At 54.6% G+C, this 18716-nt stretch carries 18 protein-coding genes; 7 read left to right on the forward strand and 11 right to left on the reverse strand.

Going from position 1 to position 18716, the window contains the following annotated elements:
• Nucleotides 1-88 precede the first annotated feature (88 nt).
• The 7 genes from HOV93_RS13625 to HOV93_RS13655 all read right to left on the reverse strand — a co-directional run bounded on the left by HOV93_RS13625 (nucleotide 89) and on the right by HOV93_RS13655 (nucleotide 7007).
• The gene (locus HOV93_RS13625; protein ID WP_207397054.1) at nucleotides 89-472 is read right to left on the reverse strand and encodes a hypothetical protein; all 384 of its coding nucleotides are present in this window, start codon (nucleotides 470-472) and stop codon (nucleotides 89-91) included.
• Nucleotides 469-1824, reverse strand: coding sequence for a M20 metallopeptidase family protein (locus HOV93_RS13630; protein WP_207397055.1), 1356 nt, complete (start codon nucleotides 1822-1824; stop codon nucleotides 469-471). Before HOV93_RS13630 ends, HOV93_RS13625 begins: the two co-directional genes overlap by 4 nt.
• Nucleotides 1825-1958: 134 nt before the next feature.
• Complete coding sequence (gene rdgB / locus HOV93_RS13635) at nucleotides 1959-2600, reverse strand: RdgB/HAM1 family non-canonical purine NTP pyrophosphatase (RefSeq protein ID WP_207397056.1); 642 nt, start codon at nucleotides 2598-2600, stop codon at nucleotides 1959-1961.
• 135 nt (nucleotides 2601-2735) lie between these two features.
• Nucleotides 2736-3863, reverse strand: coding sequence for a hypothetical protein (locus tag HOV93_RS13640; protein ID WP_207397057.1), 1128 nt, complete (start codon nucleotides 3861-3863; stop codon nucleotides 2736-2738).
• A 189-nt stretch (nucleotides 3864-4052) separates the two neighbouring features.
• Entirely contained in the window at nucleotides 4053-5006 is a 954-nt protein-coding gene (locus HOV93_RS13645; protein ID WP_207397058.1) for a chemotaxis protein, read from the reverse strand.
• 128 nt (nucleotides 5007-5134) lie between these two features.
• Entirely contained in the window at nucleotides 5135-6415 is a 1281-nt protein-coding gene (gene mtaB, locus HOV93_RS13650; protein WP_207397059.1) for a tRNA (N(6)-L-threonylcarbamoyladenosine(37)-C(2))-methylthiotransferase MtaB, read from the reverse strand.
• 148 nt (nucleotides 6416-6563) lie between these two features.
• Entirely contained in the window at nucleotides 6564-7007 is a 444-nt protein-coding gene (locus HOV93_RS13655; protein ID WP_235990318.1) for an ATP-dependent Clp protease adaptor ClpS, read from the reverse strand.
• Nucleotides 7008-7109: 102 nt separating this feature from the next.
• Here HOV93_RS13655 and HOV93_RS13660 point away from each other — a divergent pair, with 102 nt between their 5' ends.
• Both HOV93_RS13660 and serS read left to right on the forward strand, forming a co-directional pair.
• Entirely contained in the window at nucleotides 7110-8480 is a 1371-nt protein-coding gene (locus HOV93_RS13660) for a dipeptidase (RefSeq protein ID WP_207397060.1), read from the forward strand.
• Nucleotides 8481-8635: 155 nt separating this feature from the next.
• Nucleotides 8636-9916 carry a serine--tRNA ligase gene (gene serS, locus HOV93_RS13665; RefSeq protein WP_207397061.1) on the forward strand — a complete coding sequence of 427 codons (1281 nt, stop codon included), beginning with the start codon at nucleotides 8636-8638 and terminating at the stop codon, nucleotides 9914-9916.
• A gap of 192 nt (nucleotides 9917-10108) precedes the next feature.
• On the opposite strand, the gene HOV93_RS13670 is transcribed toward serS, so the two are convergent.
• Nucleotides 10109-10528 (reverse strand): hypothetical protein, encoded by a 420-nt coding sequence (locus tag HOV93_RS13670; protein WP_207397062.1) that lies wholly within the window; start codon nucleotides 10526-10528, stop codon nucleotides 10109-10111.
• A gap of 226 nt (nucleotides 10529-10754) precedes the next feature.
• On the opposite strand from HOV93_RS13670, the gene HOV93_RS13675 reads away from it, so the two are divergent.
• The gene (locus HOV93_RS13675; protein WP_207397063.1) at nucleotides 10755-11597 is read left to right on the forward strand and encodes a formylglycine-generating enzyme family protein; all 843 of its coding nucleotides are present in this window, start codon (nucleotides 10755-10757) and stop codon (nucleotides 11595-11597) included.
• A gap of 318 nt (nucleotides 11598-11915) precedes the next feature.
• Here the strand turns inward: HOV93_RS13675 and glmM are convergent, their stop codons facing one another.
• The gene (gene glmM / locus HOV93_RS13680) at nucleotides 11916-13262 is read right to left on the reverse strand and encodes a phosphoglucosamine mutase (protein ID WP_315853408.1); all 1347 of its coding nucleotides are present in this window, start codon (nucleotides 13260-13262) and stop codon (nucleotides 11916-11918) included.
• Between the two features lie 209 nt (nucleotides 13263-13471).
• Here glmM and HOV93_RS13685 point away from each other — a divergent pair, with 209 nt between their 5' ends.
• Nucleotides 13472-15289, forward strand: a complete 1818-nt coding sequence (locus HOV93_RS13685) for a phospho-sugar mutase (RefSeq protein WP_207397064.1) — start codon at nucleotides 13472-13474, stop codon at nucleotides 15287-15289.
• 78 nt (nucleotides 15290-15367) lie between these two features.
• Here HOV93_RS13685 and HOV93_RS13690 read toward each other — a convergent pair whose 3' ends face one another.
• On the reverse strand, nucleotides 15368-16000 hold the full coding sequence (locus HOV93_RS13690) for a TlpA disulfide reductase family protein (protein ID WP_207397065.1): 633 nt from the start codon (nucleotides 15998-16000) through the stop codon (nucleotides 15368-15370).
• A gap of 89 nt (nucleotides 16001-16089) precedes the next feature.
• Between HOV93_RS13690 and HOV93_RS13695 the strand changes: the two genes are divergently transcribed.
• Nucleotides 16090-16593, forward strand: a complete 504-nt coding sequence (locus tag HOV93_RS13695; RefSeq protein ID WP_207397066.1) for a TrmH family RNA methyltransferase — start codon at nucleotides 16090-16092, stop codon at nucleotides 16591-16593.
• A 29-nt stretch (nucleotides 16594-16622) separates the two neighbouring features.
• On the opposite strand, the gene HOV93_RS13700 is transcribed toward HOV93_RS13695, so the two are convergent.
• Nucleotides 16623-16763 (reverse strand): hypothetical protein, encoded by a 141-nt coding sequence (locus tag HOV93_RS13700; protein WP_207397067.1) that lies wholly within the window; start codon nucleotides 16761-16763, stop codon nucleotides 16623-16625.
• Here HOV93_RS13700 and HOV93_RS13705 point away from each other — a divergent pair.
• Nucleotides 16762-18180 (forward strand): ABC transporter substrate-binding protein, encoded by a 1419-nt coding sequence (locus HOV93_RS13705; RefSeq protein WP_207397068.1) that lies wholly within the window; start codon nucleotides 16762-16764, stop codon nucleotides 18178-18180. The genes HOV93_RS13700 and HOV93_RS13705 overlap by 2 nt on opposite strands.
• A gap of 242 nt (nucleotides 18181-18422) precedes the next feature.
• The gene (locus tag HOV93_RS13710; RefSeq protein WP_207397069.1) at nucleotides 18423-18692 is read left to right on the forward strand and encodes a VF530 family protein; all 270 of its coding nucleotides are present in this window, start codon (nucleotides 18423-18425) and stop codon (nucleotides 18690-18692) included.
• Nucleotides 18693-18716 lie beyond the last annotated feature (24 nt).

An 18716-nucleotide genomic window follows, 5' to 3' on the forward strand; every position in this document is an offset into this window, starting at 1 on the left:
ACTCCGGTGAGTGCGTCTCGAATTCCCGACTAGATGGGGCCATGGTTCGCCAATAAATGGCCCTTGCTGGGAAAGGGCTGCCTGAGTGTCAAACTCGTGGGGGTGCGTCAGCATCTGCGGACGCAGGTTGATGACTAGGTGTTCGCAGTGCACCTGCGATCATTATTCCCACACTCCAATATAGGATACTCATAATTACGAGGCTCCAGGCAACGATCGCCGGAAAGTTCTCGGAAAAGAGAATCTTGATGGGGGGCTGGTCGCTCCGTTGTCGCGGTCTTTTAACCGGCGAACGGCCCTGATTCTGCCGTTGCTCTAACGATTGGGTTAGCTTCTGCCAGTTTTCGGTCGCTTCCGGTGTATCGTACGTCTGAGCCACCCACACGCGTGCTTGCAGTAACCCGAAGACGAGGACGCCCATAAGAACGACGTAACCGGCCGCCATTCCCATTAGTAATGGCCGATGCATCATTGATCGTCCGGTATTTGCTCGAAGAGTTCTAATAGGGCACTCACGGTTGCATTCACGCCCGTTGTCAGGCAAGCTTCGGCATCGGGATAGTAGAGTGGCGAATGCAGCGAGGGAGGCTCTTGCCCCAATTGTTCGTAGCGGGCCAGACGCTTTGCATCGACCGAACCTAAGCGATACATGAAGATCGGGACTCCTGCGATACCGTAGCGACTGAAGTCTTCGCCTCCCATTGAAGGATCAACCGGCACGACTTTCTCGTCTCCGAAGGTACGATTGAAGTTCTCGACAATGCGCCAGGTGAGGTGCTTATCGTTGAAAAGACTCGGCGTTCCTTCGCTGATCACAATTTTCGGTTCAGGGGCTCGGTAGCTGATTGCAACCGCTTTTGCCTTGCGTTGAATCGCCTCGAGAAGTTGCTTGCGAACTTTTTCGCCGTAGCTTCGCACCGTCAGTTGCAGGTGACATTCATTGCCGATGATATTGTGCTTCGTGCCGCCATGGATGGCCCCGACCGTGACGACGGCCGGCTCGGTCGGATTAATCTCACGACTGACGATCGTCTGCAAGTCGAGAATCAACTGAGCGGCCTGAACGATCGGATCGACGGTAGCATCGGGATGAGCGCCATGACCACCTTGGCCTTGCACGTAAATATCGACACTATCGACATTGGCCATCGCGTAGCCACTTCGATAGCCGATGGTTCCCGTCGGCAAGTTGGGATCGACGTGTAAAGCAATCGCATAGTCAGGCTTAGGGAAACGCTCGAAAAGCCCATCCTGCAGCATCGCCTTGGCCCCTTGCCCTTTCTCTTCAGCAGGCTGCCCAATGATCATCAGCGTGCCGTGCCACTGATTTCGATGCGCCGCCATATATCGAGCAGTACCAACCACGTTGGTCATGTGAATGTCGTGACCACACGCATGCATCACGCCCGACTGAGATCCATCGTCGAGCTTGACGGTCTGCTTCGATGCATACACCAACTCGGTGTTCTCGGTAACGGGCAAACCATCGAGGTCCGTCCGTAGCATAACAGTAGGTCCCTCGCCATTTTGCAAGATGGCAACCAGGCCGTGCCCTCCGATCTCGGTCGTTACCTCGTACCCGGCCGACTTGAGGAGACCGGCGAGCCGCTGGGCGGTTTTCGCTTCTTCAAAGGAAACTTCCGGATGTGCGTGAAAGTCTTGGTAGATTTCGATCAGTGAGTCGACCTGATCGTTGACCCACTGTTCGATTCCGGCGGAATGCTGACCGGGGGGATCAGCACTGACGTCTGCCGGGGTAAGCACGCCCCAGAGGGTGAGAATCAGGCCAATAACGGCAATCAGAACAGCACGAGCCCGAACCATGGATCAATATCTCACAAAAGACGCGAATTACGGCTTGCAATTAAAGACAGATAACGGTTATCATTCTTAGTTAGATTATAACACGGTCTAAATTTATACGAGCAGACGTCCGCGAATCATCCAACGGCGTCTGCTCAATTTTTTTCTTGGGCGAAAAGTGCTCGATTCTTCGCCAGTATCACTCTCAGCTTCTCGACGAATGCCCGGGAAGCCTTGGCTCGGTGACTGATCAAACTCTTGATGGCCGGTCCCATCTCACCGAACGTGCGATGGTATTCGCGAAGCTCGAAGAGGGGATCGTAACCAAAGCCATTGGTGCCACGACGCTTTCTCACGATTCGGCCATGGCACTTGTCTTCCGCGATCAAGACAACTTCCCCCTCAGGGTTAGCAAGCACGATATGGCAGACGTAATGGGCGCCGCGTTTTTCCGGGGGCAGATCTGCCAGCTTTTCCAGTAGTAGGTCGTTGTTTTTCTCGTCAGTTGCGTCTTCGCCGGAGAACCTGGCTGAATAAATTCCTGGGGCCCCTTTCAACGCATCGACACAAAGTCCACTGTCTTCTGCCAAGACCCACTCGCCGAGCGTGATTGCCTGTTGGGTTGCTTTTTTGGCGGCGTTCTCGGCGAAGGAAGTTCCGTCTTCCACAACTTCAATTGCCGCAGGATACTCCTCAAGAGTTTTCAGCTGAATATCGAGCGGAAGCAAAAGACGCTGCAGTTCGCTTCTCTTTTTTTGATTGTAAGTGCCAAGCACCATTGGCCGGTTGTCAGACATCTCGCTCGTTTCTAGCTGGGCTGAAAGTTACTTAGATCGGCACAGGACATCGTAACGAGAAAGCAGCGCATAAAAAAGGTTCCACGACGCGCGAGGAACCCAGGGTGACTTATCTGAGAGCTACCGGCTTCAGGCCTAACGCAAAGGGCGTCTCGCGTAATCTGCGGCGATGCTCACTTTGGGGACCTCAACAGGTACTGGCTGAACGTCGAAGACAACCCCGTTAAGCGACTTGGGCTTGTACGAGGGGGACACACCACCTTCAATGGTTGCGGTACCGGTTCCGCCTTTGTAGCCGTCCATGATACGTTTGACCTGAGGATTAATCTCAATCTTTCCGTCGCGACGCGGGGTGCCTATCGTTTCAAACGCCCCGACGGTGACAATGCTTTCCGATCGATCATGAAAGGAATAGGCTTCGACGCCTTGCTTACGCAACGCCCCGGCCAACTTCTCTGCCTTTTCAGCGGCAATAGCCAAACGCCGTCCACTGACGATGTTTTTCTGTTCGATCTCTTCAATTTTCTTTTGGTCCAATTCCACGGCACCGCGGAATGTGGCCACACGCACGGTGTACTTGCCGGAGCAATTCAACAGACTGTATTGGCTGTCCTGGTTCATGCTTAGGACCAATTCATCCATTCCCTTGGGACGGAAATACTCTTCGGGCAGCAGAGGGTTCCGGGTAACGAATGCGTTGCCCATCGGGCCTTTTTCTTTGTCATCTTCTGCAGCGATCGCTTCGCGCAGTTTCTGGCGAATCGTCTTGATCGTGTCATTCTTGACAGTGTAGCTTTCTTGGAAGACCTTCGGCTTGGCCGTCTTGATCTTATTGAGCGTCTTTTCCACGCCGCTTGCGTCGACCGTTTCAAAGTTGCCAACCATCACAACGAAGCTGGTGAAGCTCACGTCATTCATGTATCGCATCTTCTTGGGTCCGCCGTATCGGTCATAGCCTTTGCCGACCACGGTATCGGTATAGTCGTAGTCTTGGTGCCATGTGTAGGCCTGCATCGCATAGTCTTTGCGAAGTTCCAGGACGAGATCGTTGGCATCCTTTTCGGCTCCAGGCCCTGTGAAGCTGGTAGCCATGATTAGCCAAGGACCGTGATCCTCGGTTAGTTCGTAAGACTTTTCAGCGCTCGCTTCCACGCGCTGAAACGGAATCAGATTGGCCCAAGGTGGAGCGGCCCAAGTCGTGGTAGTGACAGCGGCAATAAGGCCCATTGCCAAGGCCAGACGCAATTTATTGTGGACAAACATCCTTGCTTGTTCCCCTCATAGGACAACGAATCCATCGATCGATCCCGAGCCCATCTTGGGCTGGGAATGGTCGGGGAACATTAACAACTTGGCGTCGGTTACGACAAGAGGAATCTTGAGACAATTCCCCTGCGATTATCAGAATTGTTGTCCAGAGTGCTAGCCAAGTCGTACTGATCGAGACGCGTTCTAGGCTTCCACAAGCTCCGAAAGCCCAACCATCTGCCGTGTCTTTTCCAGCAGTTCCCCGTAGCGAGGTTTGGGAACCTGGGTATCGACACCAACTTGGGCTCCCTTTTTCTCGTTGTCATGGGAAACCAGCGACGAGAAGATAATGATCGGAAGCGAACCCAGCACCGGGTGCATCCGAACCTGTTTGGCCAGGCTAAAGCCATCCATCCGCGGCATCTCGATATCGGTAATCAGAATACCAACCTTGTCACGAATCGTTTCGACCGACTCATTCTCGGCCAGATCCTCGAGATATTCCCATGCCGCTTGCCCGTCGACAAAGCCGTGGTAATTGGTGAATCCAGCGTCTTGCAAATGATCGCGAATCATTTCCGAAATCATGCGAGAATCTTCTGCGAACACGACCGGGATATTGGGAGCATCAATTCGCGATACGCCCGAATCGCTCACCGCTTCATCCCCGATTCCGGCAACCGCCGCACCGATCGACTCGAAGTCGAGAATCTGAACCAGTTTCCCGTCAATGAGCACAACGCTTGTGATCGGGGCATTCATGCCTGGCGTCATCGGCAGGGGCCGGGTAGCTTTCCAACTGACACGATAGATTCGGTGCACACGATTCACGCGAAACGCGAGTGGACGCTGGTTGAATTCCAACAGCAATAGGCAGTCGCTATCTTTCGAGGCAACCTCCGGCACGTCTCCGTAAAGAAAGTGCCCCAGGTGAATTAGCGTCACCACATCTTGCCGAATTCGCACAACCCCTTCAATCGATGAATGGCCTTCTGGCAGACTGGTGACCTTAGTAACCCCGAGGACTTCCTTAACCTTGGCGACATTCACGCCATAGGCCTGATCACCAACTTCAAATACGAGGATCTCGGCCTCGTTGGTGCCTGCTTCCAGAAGAATTCCGGTATTGATACCTAGACTTGAATTTTGCGCATTCATGGTGCCGCTGCCCGCTTGGCTATTTGGTTGCCGCTTTTCAAAAAGAACTCAACCATGCAAGAATCGGCATTGCTAGCATCCCAGCGACATAGAAAGGGTAAGCTGGGGAGATATGTGGGTTGGATCGATTAAACCAGCGTTCCCATGACACGCTGCGATTGGGCCCGGTCAATTTTTACCTGATATCGCTCGCCAATTTCGACCTGAGATCGATCCACATAAACCGGAGCATAACGGCAAGAGGTGCCTAAAGCGACACTCGCGTCGTCGCGATCCTCGGCTTCGATCAAGACATCGAGCGTGTCACCCACAAGACTCTGATAGTACGCTTCGCGGGTCTTGTCTTCGACAGCTGCCAAACGAGCCCTGCGGTCTGATTTCACGTCGCCGGGTATCTGGTCCGGCATCTCGGCAGCCGGCGTTCCCTTGCGGGGACTAAAGGGGAAGATATGAATCTTCGAGAAGCCGACCGTTTCCGAAACCTGGCAGGTCTCTTGGAATTCAGCTTCGGTCTCGCCAGGGAAACCAACGATGATATCGGTCGAGATCGACGGCTTATCGATTGAGTCTTTCAGCAGCTTGCAGCGATCGATAAAACGCTGGCTACCCCAACGACGGCGCATCCGCCGCAGAACCGAATCGGAGCCACTTTGCATCGAGATGTGTAGATGAGGACAAATTTTGTCGGGGTACTTGGCCATGACTGCGATCAACTCTTTGGTGACCTCAGTCGCTTCGATGCTCGAAAGACGAACGCGGAAGTCCGCGTCGATCTGCGAGAGCTTCTCCATAAGCTTCGCCAGGCGAACCCAATCGGCCTTGGGTTTCCCTTTATTCAGATCGACACCGTAGTGCCCCAAATGAATGCCGGTAAGTACGATCTCACGAAACCCATTGCCAGCCAGGCGAGCCACTTCCTCGACGATCTCGCCGGAAGGCCGGCTGTACATCTCGGGACGCACGTAGGGAATAATGCAGAAGCTGCAGCGAAGCAGGCAACCGTCTTGCACTTTCACATAGGCGCGATGACGATCGCCGAACTTGGAGATCCCATTGGGAATGTCGATCACCCCCATCCGGCCGAGCAAATCGGGGATCTCGCGTTTGTCAATGACCACTTCCGACACGTTGGGAAGCTGCTTGAGCTCGCTTGGGGCCCGCGTGGCATAGCAGCCCATGACCACAATCCGGGAATTTGGATTATCGCGTGCCAGCCGGCGAATGGTCTGACGGCTCTTCGAGTCCCCTTCGTTAGTCACCGTACACGTATTCACCACGCATACGTCCGCAGATTCATCATCGACCGCATCGCGATAACCGCCGCGAGATAGCCCTTCGCGAACGAGTTCTGTTTCGTATTGATTGACCTTACACCCCAGGGTGACGGTCTTCAGCTTGAGATCGCTCATCAGCAGATGGTGGGGACTAAAAGAGTGCTTCGTAAAATCTTGTCCCCTCGCCCCTCAGGGGAGAGGGTTAGGGTGAACGGCGAACCACAGCACGCGAAAGGCCCAACACCCAATCTCTCTCCATCAATGGGAGAGATAGCACGATATTTTAGCACTCTGGCTCGATCGTGGAAGACATCGAACCGCGGCAACGGGCGATCAGATCGTCTTTGCCATAGGCATGAATCTGGTCGCGTTTCAGCTCGGCGTGCTCTTTGGTGGTGGTCAGGCAAATCGCTCTGCCGTCGGCATCCACCATCTTGGCAATCTGGAAACCCTTTTCAACCGGGTGCCCGAACAGTTCGTGCATCATCAAAATGACATACTCGTACGTGTGGTCGTCATCGTTCCACAGCATGACATGGTAACGAGGCTGGCGTTTTGGTTTTTGCTTCTTCTTGGGTTTCGTCTTGGTCGTAACCGTCGTCGCTTCCCAAGGATCCGCTACAGACGTGTTTGAGTCGCCCACTGATATCTTCTCGAAATTCGACAGGAGTTTATCCGCCAGCGTATCCCTCGAAATGGCCGCCTGCGGCATGGGTGGAATGTCCATTTACTGCGAGTCGTATTATATTGTACGGCTTTGCGGGTCGGAAGGTAATTTTGGCGTTTCAAAAGCTAAACCATGCAGCGCCCAAGTCCAATTGGATAAGACATGCCGGATCAGAAAACTTTTATAGATGAGAATCGCGGTCACTTCGTCGAGTTGCTCAAAGAGTTGCTCCGAATTCCCAGTGTGAGCACCGACAGTCGGCATAAAGAAGATGTTAAGACTGCCGCCGACTGGGTCGCCGATCGCTTTCGAAATTTGAACCTAGAGACGAAAATCATCCCTACCGAGGGGCATCCGATCGTCTACGCCGAAAGCCCACCGGTGCCTGGCAAGCCCGTAGCCCTCGTTTATGGACACTATGACGTCCAACCGCCAGAACCACTCGACCTATGGGTCACCCCACCGTTCGAGCCCACCGAGCGCGACGGCAATCTTGTGGCCCGCGGTGCGACCGACGACAAAGGCCAGATGCTGACTCATGTATTCGGGGCGACAGCCTGGATGAAGTCGATGGGCGAATTGCCGATTCAGGTCAAGTTTCTGATCGAGGGGGAAGAGGAAATCGGCAGTGCCAATCTGGGCCCTTTTATCGAGCAAAACAAAGAGCTGCTAGCCAACGACGTAGTCGTTATCAGCGACAGCAGCCAATTTGCCCCCGGACAGCCAGCGATCACTTATGGGCTGAAGGGAATCGCCTATTTTGAACTGAAGCTGATCGGTCCGAACCGTGACCTGCACAGCGGGTCGTTCGGCGGCAGTGTACGGAACCCGGCCAACGCCCTCTGCGGAATGCTCAGCACGCTAATCGACGAGCACGGCTGGATTCATATCCCTGGTTTCTACGACGACGTCAAACCGATTACCGGTGACGAACGAGAAAATTTCGCCGAACTTCCCTTCAACGAAGAAAAATTCAAAGAACAATTGGGCGTCGACGCTGTCCATGGTGAAGAAGGTTACACGACCCTCGAACGTCGCTGGGCTCGACCGACGTTGGATATCAACGGTCTGACCAGCGGTTACCAAGGCGAAGGGGCGAAGACCGTTTTGCCGAGCGAAGCGTCTGCCAAGTTCAGCTGCCGCCTGGTTCCAGACCAATGCCCCCACAAGATCGGCAAAGCACTCCGCGAGCATCTCGAGAAGGTATGTCCTTCGGGAATCAAGATGGAGTTCAAAGAACATCACGGCTCGCCAGGCTTCGTCGTGGCAACCGATAGTCCCTACGTCAAAGCCGCGAGTGCCGCCATCGAACAAGGCTTCGGCAACGCTCCGGTTCTGATTCGCGAAGGGGGATCGATTCCGATCGTCGCCAACTTTGCCCAGCAACTCGACTCTGATGTTCTGCTGTTGGGCTGGGGACTCGATGACGATAACACCCACAGCCCGAACGAAAAATTCAACTTGGCCGATTTCCAACGCGGCATCGCCGCCAGCGCCCAGTTGTGGGCCGAACTGGCCAAGATTGAAAAGTAAAAAACTTATGTCCCCTCTCCCTTACCAAGGGAGAGGGCTATGGTGAGGGTTGGGCAGCAGGTACCCGGCTCGCCCCCTAAGCCTCTCCTCCCAGGGGCGAGGGACCCGGAAAAATACAACGCACACCGATACGCTAACCCCAAAGACCACAACCCATGCTCGACCGGAAGTTTGTTGTCGAAAACGTCGAACTCGTCAAAAAGAACTGCGAGAACCGTGGTGTTCAAGCGGACGTCGATCAGATCGTCTCGCTCGAAACGGCTCGCAAGGCTAAGCTCCAAGAAGCCGAAGAGTTCAACCGTCAGGCCAACGAGAACAACAAGCTCGTCGGCAAGGCCTCGCCCGACGAGCGTCCCAATATCATCGCCGAAGGCAAGCGACTTCGTCAGTTGAAGGACGACGCCTCGAGCGAAGTCGACAAGTTCGAAGAGCAGATCGTCGAGATCCTCCGCGTCATCCCCAATCTCTCGCACCCTGCCGCACCGATCGGCGAAGACGACAAGAGCAACCTCGAGATTCAACGGGGTGCCACCGAGTGCCGCACGTTTGACTTCCCAGTTCTCGATCATGTCGAACTTGGCGAAAAGCTCGACCTAATCGACTTCGAAGCAGGCGCCCAGGTAGCCGGCGCCGGGTTCTATTACCTGAAGAACGAAGCTGTACTACTGGAGCTGGCCCTGCAGCAATACGTGCTGAGCGTCCTCATGAAGGAAGGCTTCGTCCCGACCATCACCCCGGATATGGCCCGCACCGAGATCCTGCACGGCGTCGGCTTCATTCCACGTGGTCCCGAAACGCAGATCTATAGCATTGAAAACACCGACCTGAACCTGGTCGCCACCGCCGAAATCACCCTCGGCGGCATGTACGCCGGCAAAACGCTTGAAGCCGAGACCATGCCGCAACTGTTCTGCGGGATCAGCCACTGCTACCGCACCGAAGCCGGTGCCGCCGGTCGCGCATCGCGGGGACTTTACCGCGTGCATCAGTTCACCAAGGTCGAGATGTTCGCGTTCACCTTGCCCGAGGACAGCGAGGCCACGCTCAACAAGTTCCGCGATCTGGAATGTCAGATCTTCGACGGCTTGAAGATCCCTTACCGCGTGGTCGATACGGCTACCGGCGACTTAGGCGGGCCCGCCTACCGCAAGTTCGATCTCGAAGCCTGGATGCCAGGCCGCGGCGATTCAGGCGAATGGGGCGAAGTGACCAGCACGTCGAACTGCACCGACTACCAGGCCCGCCGCTTGAACATCCGTTATAAGGTCAAAGGCGAAAAGGGAACTCACTTCGCCCACACCCTCAACGGAACCGCCATCGCGCTCAGCCGCGGCTTGATCGCCGTGCTGGAGAACTACCAACAAGCCGACGGCACTATCGATGTGCCAGAAGTGCTACGGCCGTATATGGGGATCGATAAAATTGGACCACGCTAAGCCATTTATCTTAATGCCATTCAGCCACATCAGACGATCAGAATCGCCGTCATAGTTTCGGCAGAGATCGATGTGGCCAGTGTTCCTGCGGCGGAAATCTTTGGCCGCCGCTGTACCTCAGCCCTTCAGCATTGATTGCTTGGACCGTCTCTTCCTGAAGAAGGTCTGCCTAAAAAGAAGGCGCAACACGTCTTACTTTCGGCTTACCTCAATCAGCAAATCTTGTTGCGCACCTTCGATGGTGACTTCCAGCGGCGTCGTTTGAATCGATTGGTATTTGGGCGGCACGATACTCTCCAGTTTGTCTCGTGTCGGGCTGTCTGGCGTGTCGTACAGTTTTTCTTTGCCGACCACTTTGCTACCAACGACCAGCACTTTCTTCGTTCCAGGCATCGTGAATCCAGTGAACTGGCCATCCTTGATCACGCCACCGCCGGTCGGAGCCGACTTGTCGGTCGCCACGAACGAGATCGAACCGGCAGGAATCGGTTCGCCGTCGATGGTGGCGGTGCCGCTCACTTCAACCTCGCCTGACTTGTTGCCAGGACTACAACCAAGAACAGGCAATACGCATAGGACTGCGAACGTGGCCGTTAAAATATGAGAATACATCGTCATTTTGAGCTTAGTTACACATTTACAACTGCCGCGAGACAAAATAAAAACAGCGAATAAAACGCTGCGACCCTGGCGACAAGAGAGCGACCTATTAGCTGGTTATTCTTGCGCAACACGTAAGAATACTACGGAAAACTCTTGAAAGAATGGACACGTTATTGAGACAATAAAAAGCAACAACGCATGGAATTCCCGTTAAACCTTTATGAAATCCATTACCATGCCTATTCGGCTCATGTTTGCGTTTCTGGTTTGCTGTTTTATGGTTGCGGTGGCAAGTGCTCAGGATACCGAAAAGTTCATCAACAGTATTGAGATGACGTTTCAGTCGATTCCTGCTGGCGAGTTTCAAATGGGGCGCGAGCAGTCCTATAAGTACGTGCTGGATCACACCTTGATTTACGCTGGCGTGGATCGAGCGATTCGCACTGAGGTGCCGCCCCATAAGGTTCATCTGGCATCCTTTTCCATCTCAATGACCGAGGTCACGCAGCAGCAGTGGGAAGCCGTCATGGCAACCCGGCCCTGGCACGAGCAGCTTAGGGTAAAGGAAGGTCCGCAGTTTCCGGCCAGTTATATCAGCTGGGAGGACGCCGTCGAGTTCTGTCGTCGGTTGAGTGAGAAGGAGGGACGAACCTATCGACTGCCGACTGAGGCCGAGTGGGAATATGCCTGTCGCGCTGAGACCAACACATTGTATTCGTTCGGTGACAATAGCGACGAGCTGGTCGATTTCGGTTGGTTTGCGGAAAACGCGAACCTCGTGAACCAACAGTACGCCCACCGCGTTGGAAGACAGAAACCCAATCCGTGGGGTCTCTACGATATGCACGGCAATGTTTGGGAATGGTGTCACGACTTCCACGCCGCCGACTACTATGCCAAGTCTTCCGTAGACAACCCGACGGGTCCCGAAAGTGGCGCCACGCATGTGATTCGCGGAGGGAGTTGGCACGATAGCAACACGCACGCCCGATCGATGTTCCGGTTCGGTTACCCGGCCAATGAAAAGAAAGACAAAATCGGATTTCGCGTCGTCTTGACGAGCCCTTCTAAGGATTGACCCCAGTCCGGACGACAAGCGCCTTTCACTGCGTATTCGGGGCCTCGCCAAAAGAATCTCTCGCGCGGATTGTCTTACTGAATCACTATCTCTCTAAATTGAAAGCCCACACGTCAGATCACTCCTGATCAGAGGTGCCATCTCCACGCAAAACATAGGGCTCTCTATCCTGCCCCCTCTCCCCGGGTGCGGGGACGCGGGGGGAGAGGAAAAGCATATGTTCACACGACAACGTTGTGTATGGTGCGATTCGCTTCGCTACTCGGCACCCTACGCCCTAGAAGACGAGAATATCGTGTCGGTGCTCAATCAGGGTGACTAAATCCCACGCAGTGTTCGGGTTGCCGCTTCGCACATGTCTTCGCTTTGAGCGTGCGATTTCGATTCGGCGATCACGCGAATGATAGGCTCGGTATTGCTTGCCCGGGCGATCAGCCAACGGTCTTTCCACATAAAACGCAGGCCATCCCCTTCGTCGAGTTGAGCATCGGTGTATTGATGCTTCAAACGATCGAATCCCCCTGGCAATTCCTGAGGATCCATTTCGACCTTATGTTTGACAATTTCGTAACGCGGCAAGGCGTCAGCCAGTTTGCTGATTGGCTTTTTCTTCTTGGCCATCAGTTCCAAGATGTTAGCCATTCCGACGAAGCTATCGCGGATGTAGCCAACCTGGGGATCGATTGGGCCGCCGTTTCCTTCGCCACCGAAGACCGCGTCGCGTACCATCATTTCCTGCGTGACGTTCGCCTCGCCGACCGCAGAGCGGAAGAGCTTGCATTTGAAGGAAGCCGCCACGTCTTCGTTCATGCGGCTCGTAGCCCCGTTGATAACCACAGCCCCCTTGCGATGTGCCAAGACGTTTTGCAGACACAACGCGAGCGTATATTCCTCGCCAATATAGCGTCCCTTTTCGTCAATCACGGCCAGGCGATCGGCGTCGGGATCTTGGCAGAAAGCGACATCGTACTTCCCCTGCGAGACCAAATCGGAAATCGACTTCAGGTTCGCTTCGGTCGGTTCGGCCGGGTGCAAGAAAACACCGTTAGGATCGCCACCAATGACTTCCACTTCACAGCCGAGCTGCTTCAACAACTTAACGCCGACAATACTGCCGGAGCCTCCATTGCAGTCGAGAAGTACCTTGAACTTCTTCTTCTGGATAGGCTCGGCAGAGATCGTATTGAGAACCTTTTCGATGTGGGGCGTCGTGGTGTCTGGGCAGGAACTGGTGATGCCGATTTCGTCCCAGGGCGCCCACGTCACCGGCTGGCCTTTGTACGCGGCTTTGACATGAGCACCTTTTTCCGCAGAGATAACTCGCCCGTCGGCCCCCATCAGCTTCAAGCCGTTGTATTCCGGCGGATTATGACTGGCAGATATTTGAATCCCACCAGTACAACGGTTCTCACGGACCAGGATGCCCACGGTGGGGGTCGCGGCAATGCCGACGTCGATCACGTCGCGGCCTAGCAGATTGATGGTCCCCTTGATGATATCCCCCATCGCTCCACCACTTGGGCGACCATCGCGAGAAAGGAGGACATTACCTTCGGGAAGTTGCTCGACAAACGCAGAAATATAGCGGCTGATGATCTCGGGAGAGAGGCTCAATCCTAAAATTCCGCGTAATCCGGAAACGCTGATAATCGGTTCTTGCATCATGCTAGGTCAGCTTGGCAAAGGGATGGGTTGCAGGGGCAATTGCGTGGGCCCCCCTACTATAAAACATAATGGGCACTCTTGGCGTGACCGTTTTGATCGTAGCCACATGAAAGTGAAGAATTCACGCCCTAGCGGTCGCCCCAATTGAAGATCAAGGAGGGGTTACCTTAAAATCGGGTGATAACTGTAGATCTAACAAAGGGACGAACATGAACGGCAGCGACATCGACACCAAAGCACTTCTCGAACAAGTCAAACAAGCGACGGCTGACGCAAAGATCACAGCCAGCGCTGCCGACAATATCGAAATTTGGCTGACCGAAGACCGATACGCACGGTACGCCGGTCAGGTAGCCGATCATATTTCGTCGGGCAAGTGGAAAGAACTGGACGATGCTTTCTGGACAATCATCCCCTTCGGCACCGGTGGCCGTCGCGGCAAGATGTATCCAATCGGCTCGAATGCGATCAACGAACGCACCATCGGTGAAAGTGCCCAGGGTCTGGCCGAATATGTGAAAAGCAACGTCTCAGGCGACCATTCGTGCGCGATCGCCTACGACACCCGGCATCGCTCGCGTGAGTTTGCCGAGTTGTGTGCCAGGATTATGGTTTCCAACGGATTCACCGTCTACTTTTTAGACGACTACCGCAGCACTCCAGAGCTTTCTTTCCTGGTGCGTTACAAAAAGTGCTCGTGCGGCATCATGGTCACTGCCAGCCACAACCCGCCCAGTGACAACGCCGTGAAGGTTTACTGGTCGACCGGCGGTCAGGTGATGCCTCCGCACGACAAAAAGATCATCGAAAACGTCATGAACGTGCAGGAAATACCGTTAGGCGTAGAATTCGATGCGGAGGTCAACGACGGCAAAGTCGTCATCTGTACCCAAGAGACCGACGAAGCATTCATTAGCAACGTCGCTCAACAGAAGTTCGATGGCCCACGCGATGTCAAAATTCTGTACTCACCGCTGCACGGCGTGGGGGCTTCGGCCGTAATGCCGGCGCTCAAAGCCGATAACTTCACCGATGTTTCGATCTTCGGCCCCCATGAAGAACCCAACGGCGATTTCCCGAATGTCCCGGAGCATGTTTCCAATCCGGAAAACCCGGCCGTGTTCGATGCGATCATCGATCAGGCGAAGCAGGACGGTACCGAACTAATTTTGGCGACCGACCCCGATTGCGACCGCCTGGGGTGTGCCGCTCCGAAGACAATGGACACCCAAGGCGAGTGGGGCACATTCACCGGAAATCAAATTGCCGCGTTGCTCTGCGATCACGTCCTTTCCGAACGAAAAAAGGGAGGCGGTCTGACGCCAGAGCATTACATCGTCAAGACGCTCGTCACAACCGAGATGGCCCGTCGAATTGCGGATAGTTACGGGGTACGAACCTGTGGTAACCTGCAAGTGGGCTTCAAGTGGATTGGCGGAACGATGGACGCCGAGGGCCCCGACAAGTTCCTCTTTGGCTGCGAAGAATCGCACGGTTACCTCGTCGGTCAGTACGCACGCGATAAAGACGCCGCAGTCGCCTCGATGCTGCTTGCCGAACTTGCCGCCAACTGCAAGCAGGAAGGCAAATCGCTGCACGAAAAGCTGGAATCGCTATGGTGGCAGCACGGTTACCATGCCGAACGCCTGCTTAATCAAAAGATGCCTGGCAGCGAAGGCATGGCCAACATGCAGAAGCTGATGGGCAAATTTCGCCAAGAGCCACCCCAAACGGTCGGCGGCCTGAAACTACTGCGAGTGCGCGACTACCTGAACGACACCATCACCACGCCAGACGGTGAGGTCACCCACTTGAACGGCCCCACCGGCAACATGGTGATCTTGGATCTGGAAGAGGACAATTACGTCGCCGTCCGTCCTTCTGGGACCGAGCCTAAGGTGAAGTTTTACATGTTCACCTACGTCGCCGCCGAGCAACTTTCGCTGCTCGATGCCGCCCAAGAGGAAATGCAAGAGCGGCTCGACGCGTTCGAGAAAGACCTCCAGGCCTTCGCCGATAGCATTTAACAGGGCCATCAATAATTCGTCGGGTGCCACGGCTGGCTCGTCCAGCCGTGTGAACCCGGTATTGCAGCTTGGCCCGCTTTAGGGCTTCGCTTTAACGAGTTCGGCTACCAACGGCTTGATGTCTTTTTCGTAAGTGAAACCATCCGCTTCGCTAGCCGCTTCTTCGTTATCGAAGCGTTTGGCCAGTTTCCCGTCGCGGTCGTAGACCAATACGGCCGGTGGCGCGGCCAGTTTGAGCTTCTTCAGCATCGTTTCGGAGTCATCCGCGGCAATGATATTGTCGAACGTCGCGCCGACATGCTTCAAAATAGGCATGACCTTGTCCTGGTACGTTTCAGGGCCTTCGTCAGCCAGCCCGATGTAATCCAGGCTCACCGTAATGCATTTCAAATCGTCAGCCGGAAACGCGTTGTGCATTTCGACCAGCCCTGGCAGTTCCTTGATGCATGGTGGGCAATCGGTCGACCAGTAGTCGACAACCACCACTTTCCCGCGGTACGACTCGACCAACATTTGAATGCCTTGGTAGTCCATGACCTTCGTTGTGACTTCGGTGGGCTTTTCCGGCGTGACATCAACCGTTTCGACCGGCGGAGCCATTTCCGGTTGAGACGCTCCTTTACCACACCCCCATACAGCCAACAGCAATCCCAGTATTAACCAACGCCTATTCATAGTTTGACCCGCTTCCATTTTCTGAAGTTCAAGCATTACGATATTCCTGGGGATTTCCCATCCCCGTTTGTATCCCAGTCGCTGGGGCCCTAGCAACCAGGGCCGCCGTTTTGATCGCAATTGCCATGGATTCTGATTTCGAACACCTACGTCATAAGCCCCCCACGGCCCTCGATCAGCCGCGCGAGTTGATCGTGGCTTGCTGCCCAATGCGAAGCAACGTGAACATCTCGCGAATCGTGCGGGCCGCCTCCTGTTGTGCGATCAGCAAAGTGATCGTTTGCGGCAACGTTAAAATCGATCCAAAAATTGCCCGTGATGGTGCCGAGAACCTGCCTGTCTCACGCCATCGCAGCCTGGCACCGGTGCTGCGTGACCTTAAAAAGGATGGTTACATGCTCGTTGGTCTCGAGCAAACCACGAATTCACAAGACATTCATCACTTTCCGTTTCAGCGAAAAACCGTCTTGGTGATCGGCAATGAACGCCAAGGCATCACCGACGATATCCTCGTGCTGCTCGACGCGACGGTTGAAATCCCCGTATATGGAATGCCGTATAGCTATAACGCAGCCACCGCCACGTGCATGGCTCTATACGAATTTTGTCGGCAATTTCCCGAAGGTTAACGGCGAGTGGCATTATACGAACCTCAGGTTCAATCGGTTCGCAACTTCACATAACTTCGCTTAGGCGGCGTGGTTCCGCCGACAGAGCGATTGTCGCCTGTTGGTAATCCGACTACCATGCGGTTTCGCAAACATGCCGAGACTCTTTGATTGTCGCAAGTAGAACTCATGACATTCCGTATCTCCCTGTTATTGCTTCTCGTTTTTGGCCTGTTTTGGGGATGCAATGGTTCCCAGAAAAAGCAGCTTCCCAAGATCGAAACTCCGCCTCTTTCGGTCACCATCGTTGGGGACGAAGGCCTGGCCAAAGCGGTCCGTCGCGAACTAGCGGCCCGCACCGAAGAGAAGATCACCGTCAATGTCGTCACGCGTGAAGTGCTGCTCAACGAGAAGCGATTCACGAAGGACGTGCTCATCTATCCCCCGGCAATGATGGGCGAATTGATCGAGCGGGACTGGATCGTCCCCCTTCCGACAGCCACACTCGGCAACGAGCAACTGAACCTCGACGACGTGGCCCTGGGCATCCTGCAAACTGAAACGCGTTGGGGGTCGAAGCCATACGCTTTGCCGCTGGGAAGCCCCGTGCTGATGCTGATGGTTCGCACCGACCTGCTCAAGCAGTTCAACTTGGACGTTCCCCAAACCTGGGACGAGTACGCCACCGCCGTTGAAACGATCGACCAAAGCGACCTCCTGAAAGAGGGCCATACGCTCGCTGCGGCCACGCTAGAACCACTCGACGCAGCTTACTTGCCCAACCTTTGGCTGGCCCGTAGTGCGGCCTATGTAAAACATGGTGAAAACCTTTCCACCTATTTCGACTTTGCCACCGGCAAGGCCCGCATCGACACGCCTGGCTTCACCAAGGCAGCCCAGCAGTTGGCCAGCGTCGCCGACACAATACCCAATGCATTTAATTCGTTAGACCCCAAAGCGTCCGCCGAGGCCTTCCTCGCTGGCAAATCGGTGATGGCGATTGGCTGGATTAACAAGCACACCATCGTGCCGGAAACGGTGCCTGAGGACATCCAATTCGTGACCCTGCCTGGCTCGCGACAGGCCTATCAAACGCCTGAAAATCAGTGGATCCCCCGCCTCGACAATCAGCCTGAGAGTGTCCCGCTGCTTTCAAGCTCTGGCATGGTCGGCTCGATCTCGGCCGCATCAGGGCAGACCATCAACGCAGCAAACTTGCTCGTTCTGTTAACCGGCCCGGAACTGATTTCGCTGATTTCCCCGGCTTCCGAGCGAACCACGTTCTGCCGAGTCTCGTCTTTACCCAAGGCCGAAGCTTGGATGCCGATCAACTTGCCAGGCACCGCGCTGCGGCAATACGCCCAGGTTAGTCTTACGCAGCTGCAATCCCCCAGGCACCTATCGGCCCTGCGTATCCCCAACCGCGAAGCCTACGAAGACGTCATCCGCGAGGCAATGCGAAAAACAATGGCCGCCGATCCCGCAAACATCGAAACCATCTGGCAGGAAGCAGCCCAAAGCTGGGACAAGCTGTCCCAAACATCCGGTGAACAAAAACACATCAAAGCCTTCCGCAACAGCCAAGGCATCGGCGAAACGGCCTTCTAAACAGGCACGATGTGCCCGATTCTCAACTAGCCGAACGCTCACTCATAACCTTGTTCTGCCAGTCTCAGCCAAGCACTGGTTGGCAAACTGGAAACCGATAAAATCTGTGTGCACATTCGGATGGAAAAGCAAGCGAGTGAAACGGTGCTGCAAGGTGCTGAATTGCTCTGTCAGTACGGTCGGAAATAGCCGAGCCGGTCATTGCCAAATTACTAGAACGAATAATTAGTTTCACAATAACCATGAATCAATCCCAGCCCAACAATCCGCTGCACGGCATCACGCTCAAAGCGATGCTCGAATACTTGGTCGCCGAGTACGGTTGGGAGCGATTGGGTAAACGTATTCCGATTGATTCGTTTCGCCACGAGCCGAGCATCAACAGCAGTCTAAAATTCCTTCGCAAGACAGACTGGGCTCGTGCCAAGGTGGAGCGGCTATATTTGGATTCGATCAGTTACGACGAGCGGCATCGCAAACACCACAAGGACGTTGATGAAAGGAAGAGTTAGATCGATAGCGATTGAGATCGGGCA

The organism is Bremerella alba (assembly GCF_013618625.1).
Taxonomy (GTDB): Bacteria; Planctomycetota; Planctomycetia; order Pirellulales; family Pirellulaceae; genus Bremerella; species Bremerella alba.

What these genes read in the sequence shown, in the direction of transcription:
- HOV93_RS13625 (WP_207397054.1), bottom strand. Translation starts at nt 472, where the DNA reads ATGATGCATCGGCCATTACTAATGGGAATGGCGGCCGGTTACGTCGTT.
- HOV93_RS13630 (WP_207397055.1), bottom strand. Translation starts at nt 1,824, where the DNA reads ATGGTTCGGGCTCGTGCTGTTCTGATTGCCGTTATTGGCCTGATTCTC.
- rdgB (WP_207397056.1), bottom strand. Translation starts at nt 2,600, where the DNA reads ATGTCTGACAACCGGCCAATGGTGCTTGGCACTTACAATCAAAAAAAG.
- HOV93_RS13640 (WP_207397057.1), bottom strand. Translation starts at nt 3,863, where the DNA reads ATGTTTGTCCACAATAAATTGCGTCTGGCCTTGGCAATGGGCCTTATT.
- HOV93_RS13645 (WP_207397058.1), bottom strand. Translation starts at nt 5,006, where the DNA reads ATGAATGCGCAAAATTCAAGTCTAGGTATCAATACCGGAATTCTTCTG.
- mtaB (WP_207397059.1), bottom strand. Translation starts at nt 6,415, where the DNA reads ATGAGCGATCTCAAGCTGAAGACCGTCACCCTGGGGTGTAAGGTCAAT.
- HOV93_RS13655 (WP_235990318.1), bottom strand. Translation starts at nt 7,007, where the DNA reads ATGGACATTCCACCCATGCCGCAGGCGGCCATTTCGAGGGATACGCTG.
- HOV93_RS13660 (WP_207397060.1), top strand. Translation starts at nt 7,110, where the DNA reads ATGCCGGATCAGAAAACTTTTATAGATGAGAATCGCGGTCACTTCGTC.
- serS (WP_207397061.1), top strand. Translation starts at nt 8,636, where the DNA reads ATGCTCGACCGGAAGTTTGTTGTCGAAAACGTCGAACTCGTCAAAAAG.
- HOV93_RS13670 (WP_207397062.1), bottom strand. Translation starts at nt 10,528, where the DNA reads ATGTATTCTCATATTTTAACGGCCACGTTCGCAGTCCTATGCGTATTG.
- HOV93_RS13675 (WP_207397063.1), top strand. Translation starts at nt 10,755, where the DNA reads ATGCCTATTCGGCTCATGTTTGCGTTTCTGGTTTGCTGTTTTATGGTT.
- glmM (WP_315853408.1), bottom strand. Translation starts at nt 13,262, where the DNA reads ATGATGCAAGAACCGATTATCAGCGTTTCCGGATTACGCGGAATTTTA.
- HOV93_RS13685 (WP_207397064.1), top strand. Translation starts at nt 13,472, where the DNA reads ATGAACGGCAGCGACATCGACACCAAAGCACTTCTCGAACAAGTCAAA.
- HOV93_RS13690 (WP_207397065.1), bottom strand. Translation starts at nt 16,000, where the DNA reads ATGCTTGAACTTCAGAAAATGGAAGCGGGTCAAACTATGAATAGGCGT.
- HOV93_RS13695 (WP_207397066.1), top strand. Translation starts at nt 16,090, where the DNA reads ATGGATTCTGATTTCGAACACCTACGTCATAAGCCCCCCACGGCCCTC.
- HOV93_RS13705 (WP_207397068.1), top strand. Translation starts at nt 16,762, where the DNA reads ATGACATTCCGTATCTCCCTGTTATTGCTTCTCGTTTTTGGCCTGTTT.
- HOV93_RS13700 (WP_207397067.1), bottom strand. Translation starts at nt 16,763, where the DNA reads ATGAGTTCTACTTGCGACAATCAAAGAGTCTCGGCATGTTTGCGAAAC.
- HOV93_RS13710 (WP_207397069.1), top strand. Translation starts at nt 18,423, where the DNA reads ATGAATCAATCCCAGCCCAACAATCCGCTGCACGGCATCACGCTCAAA.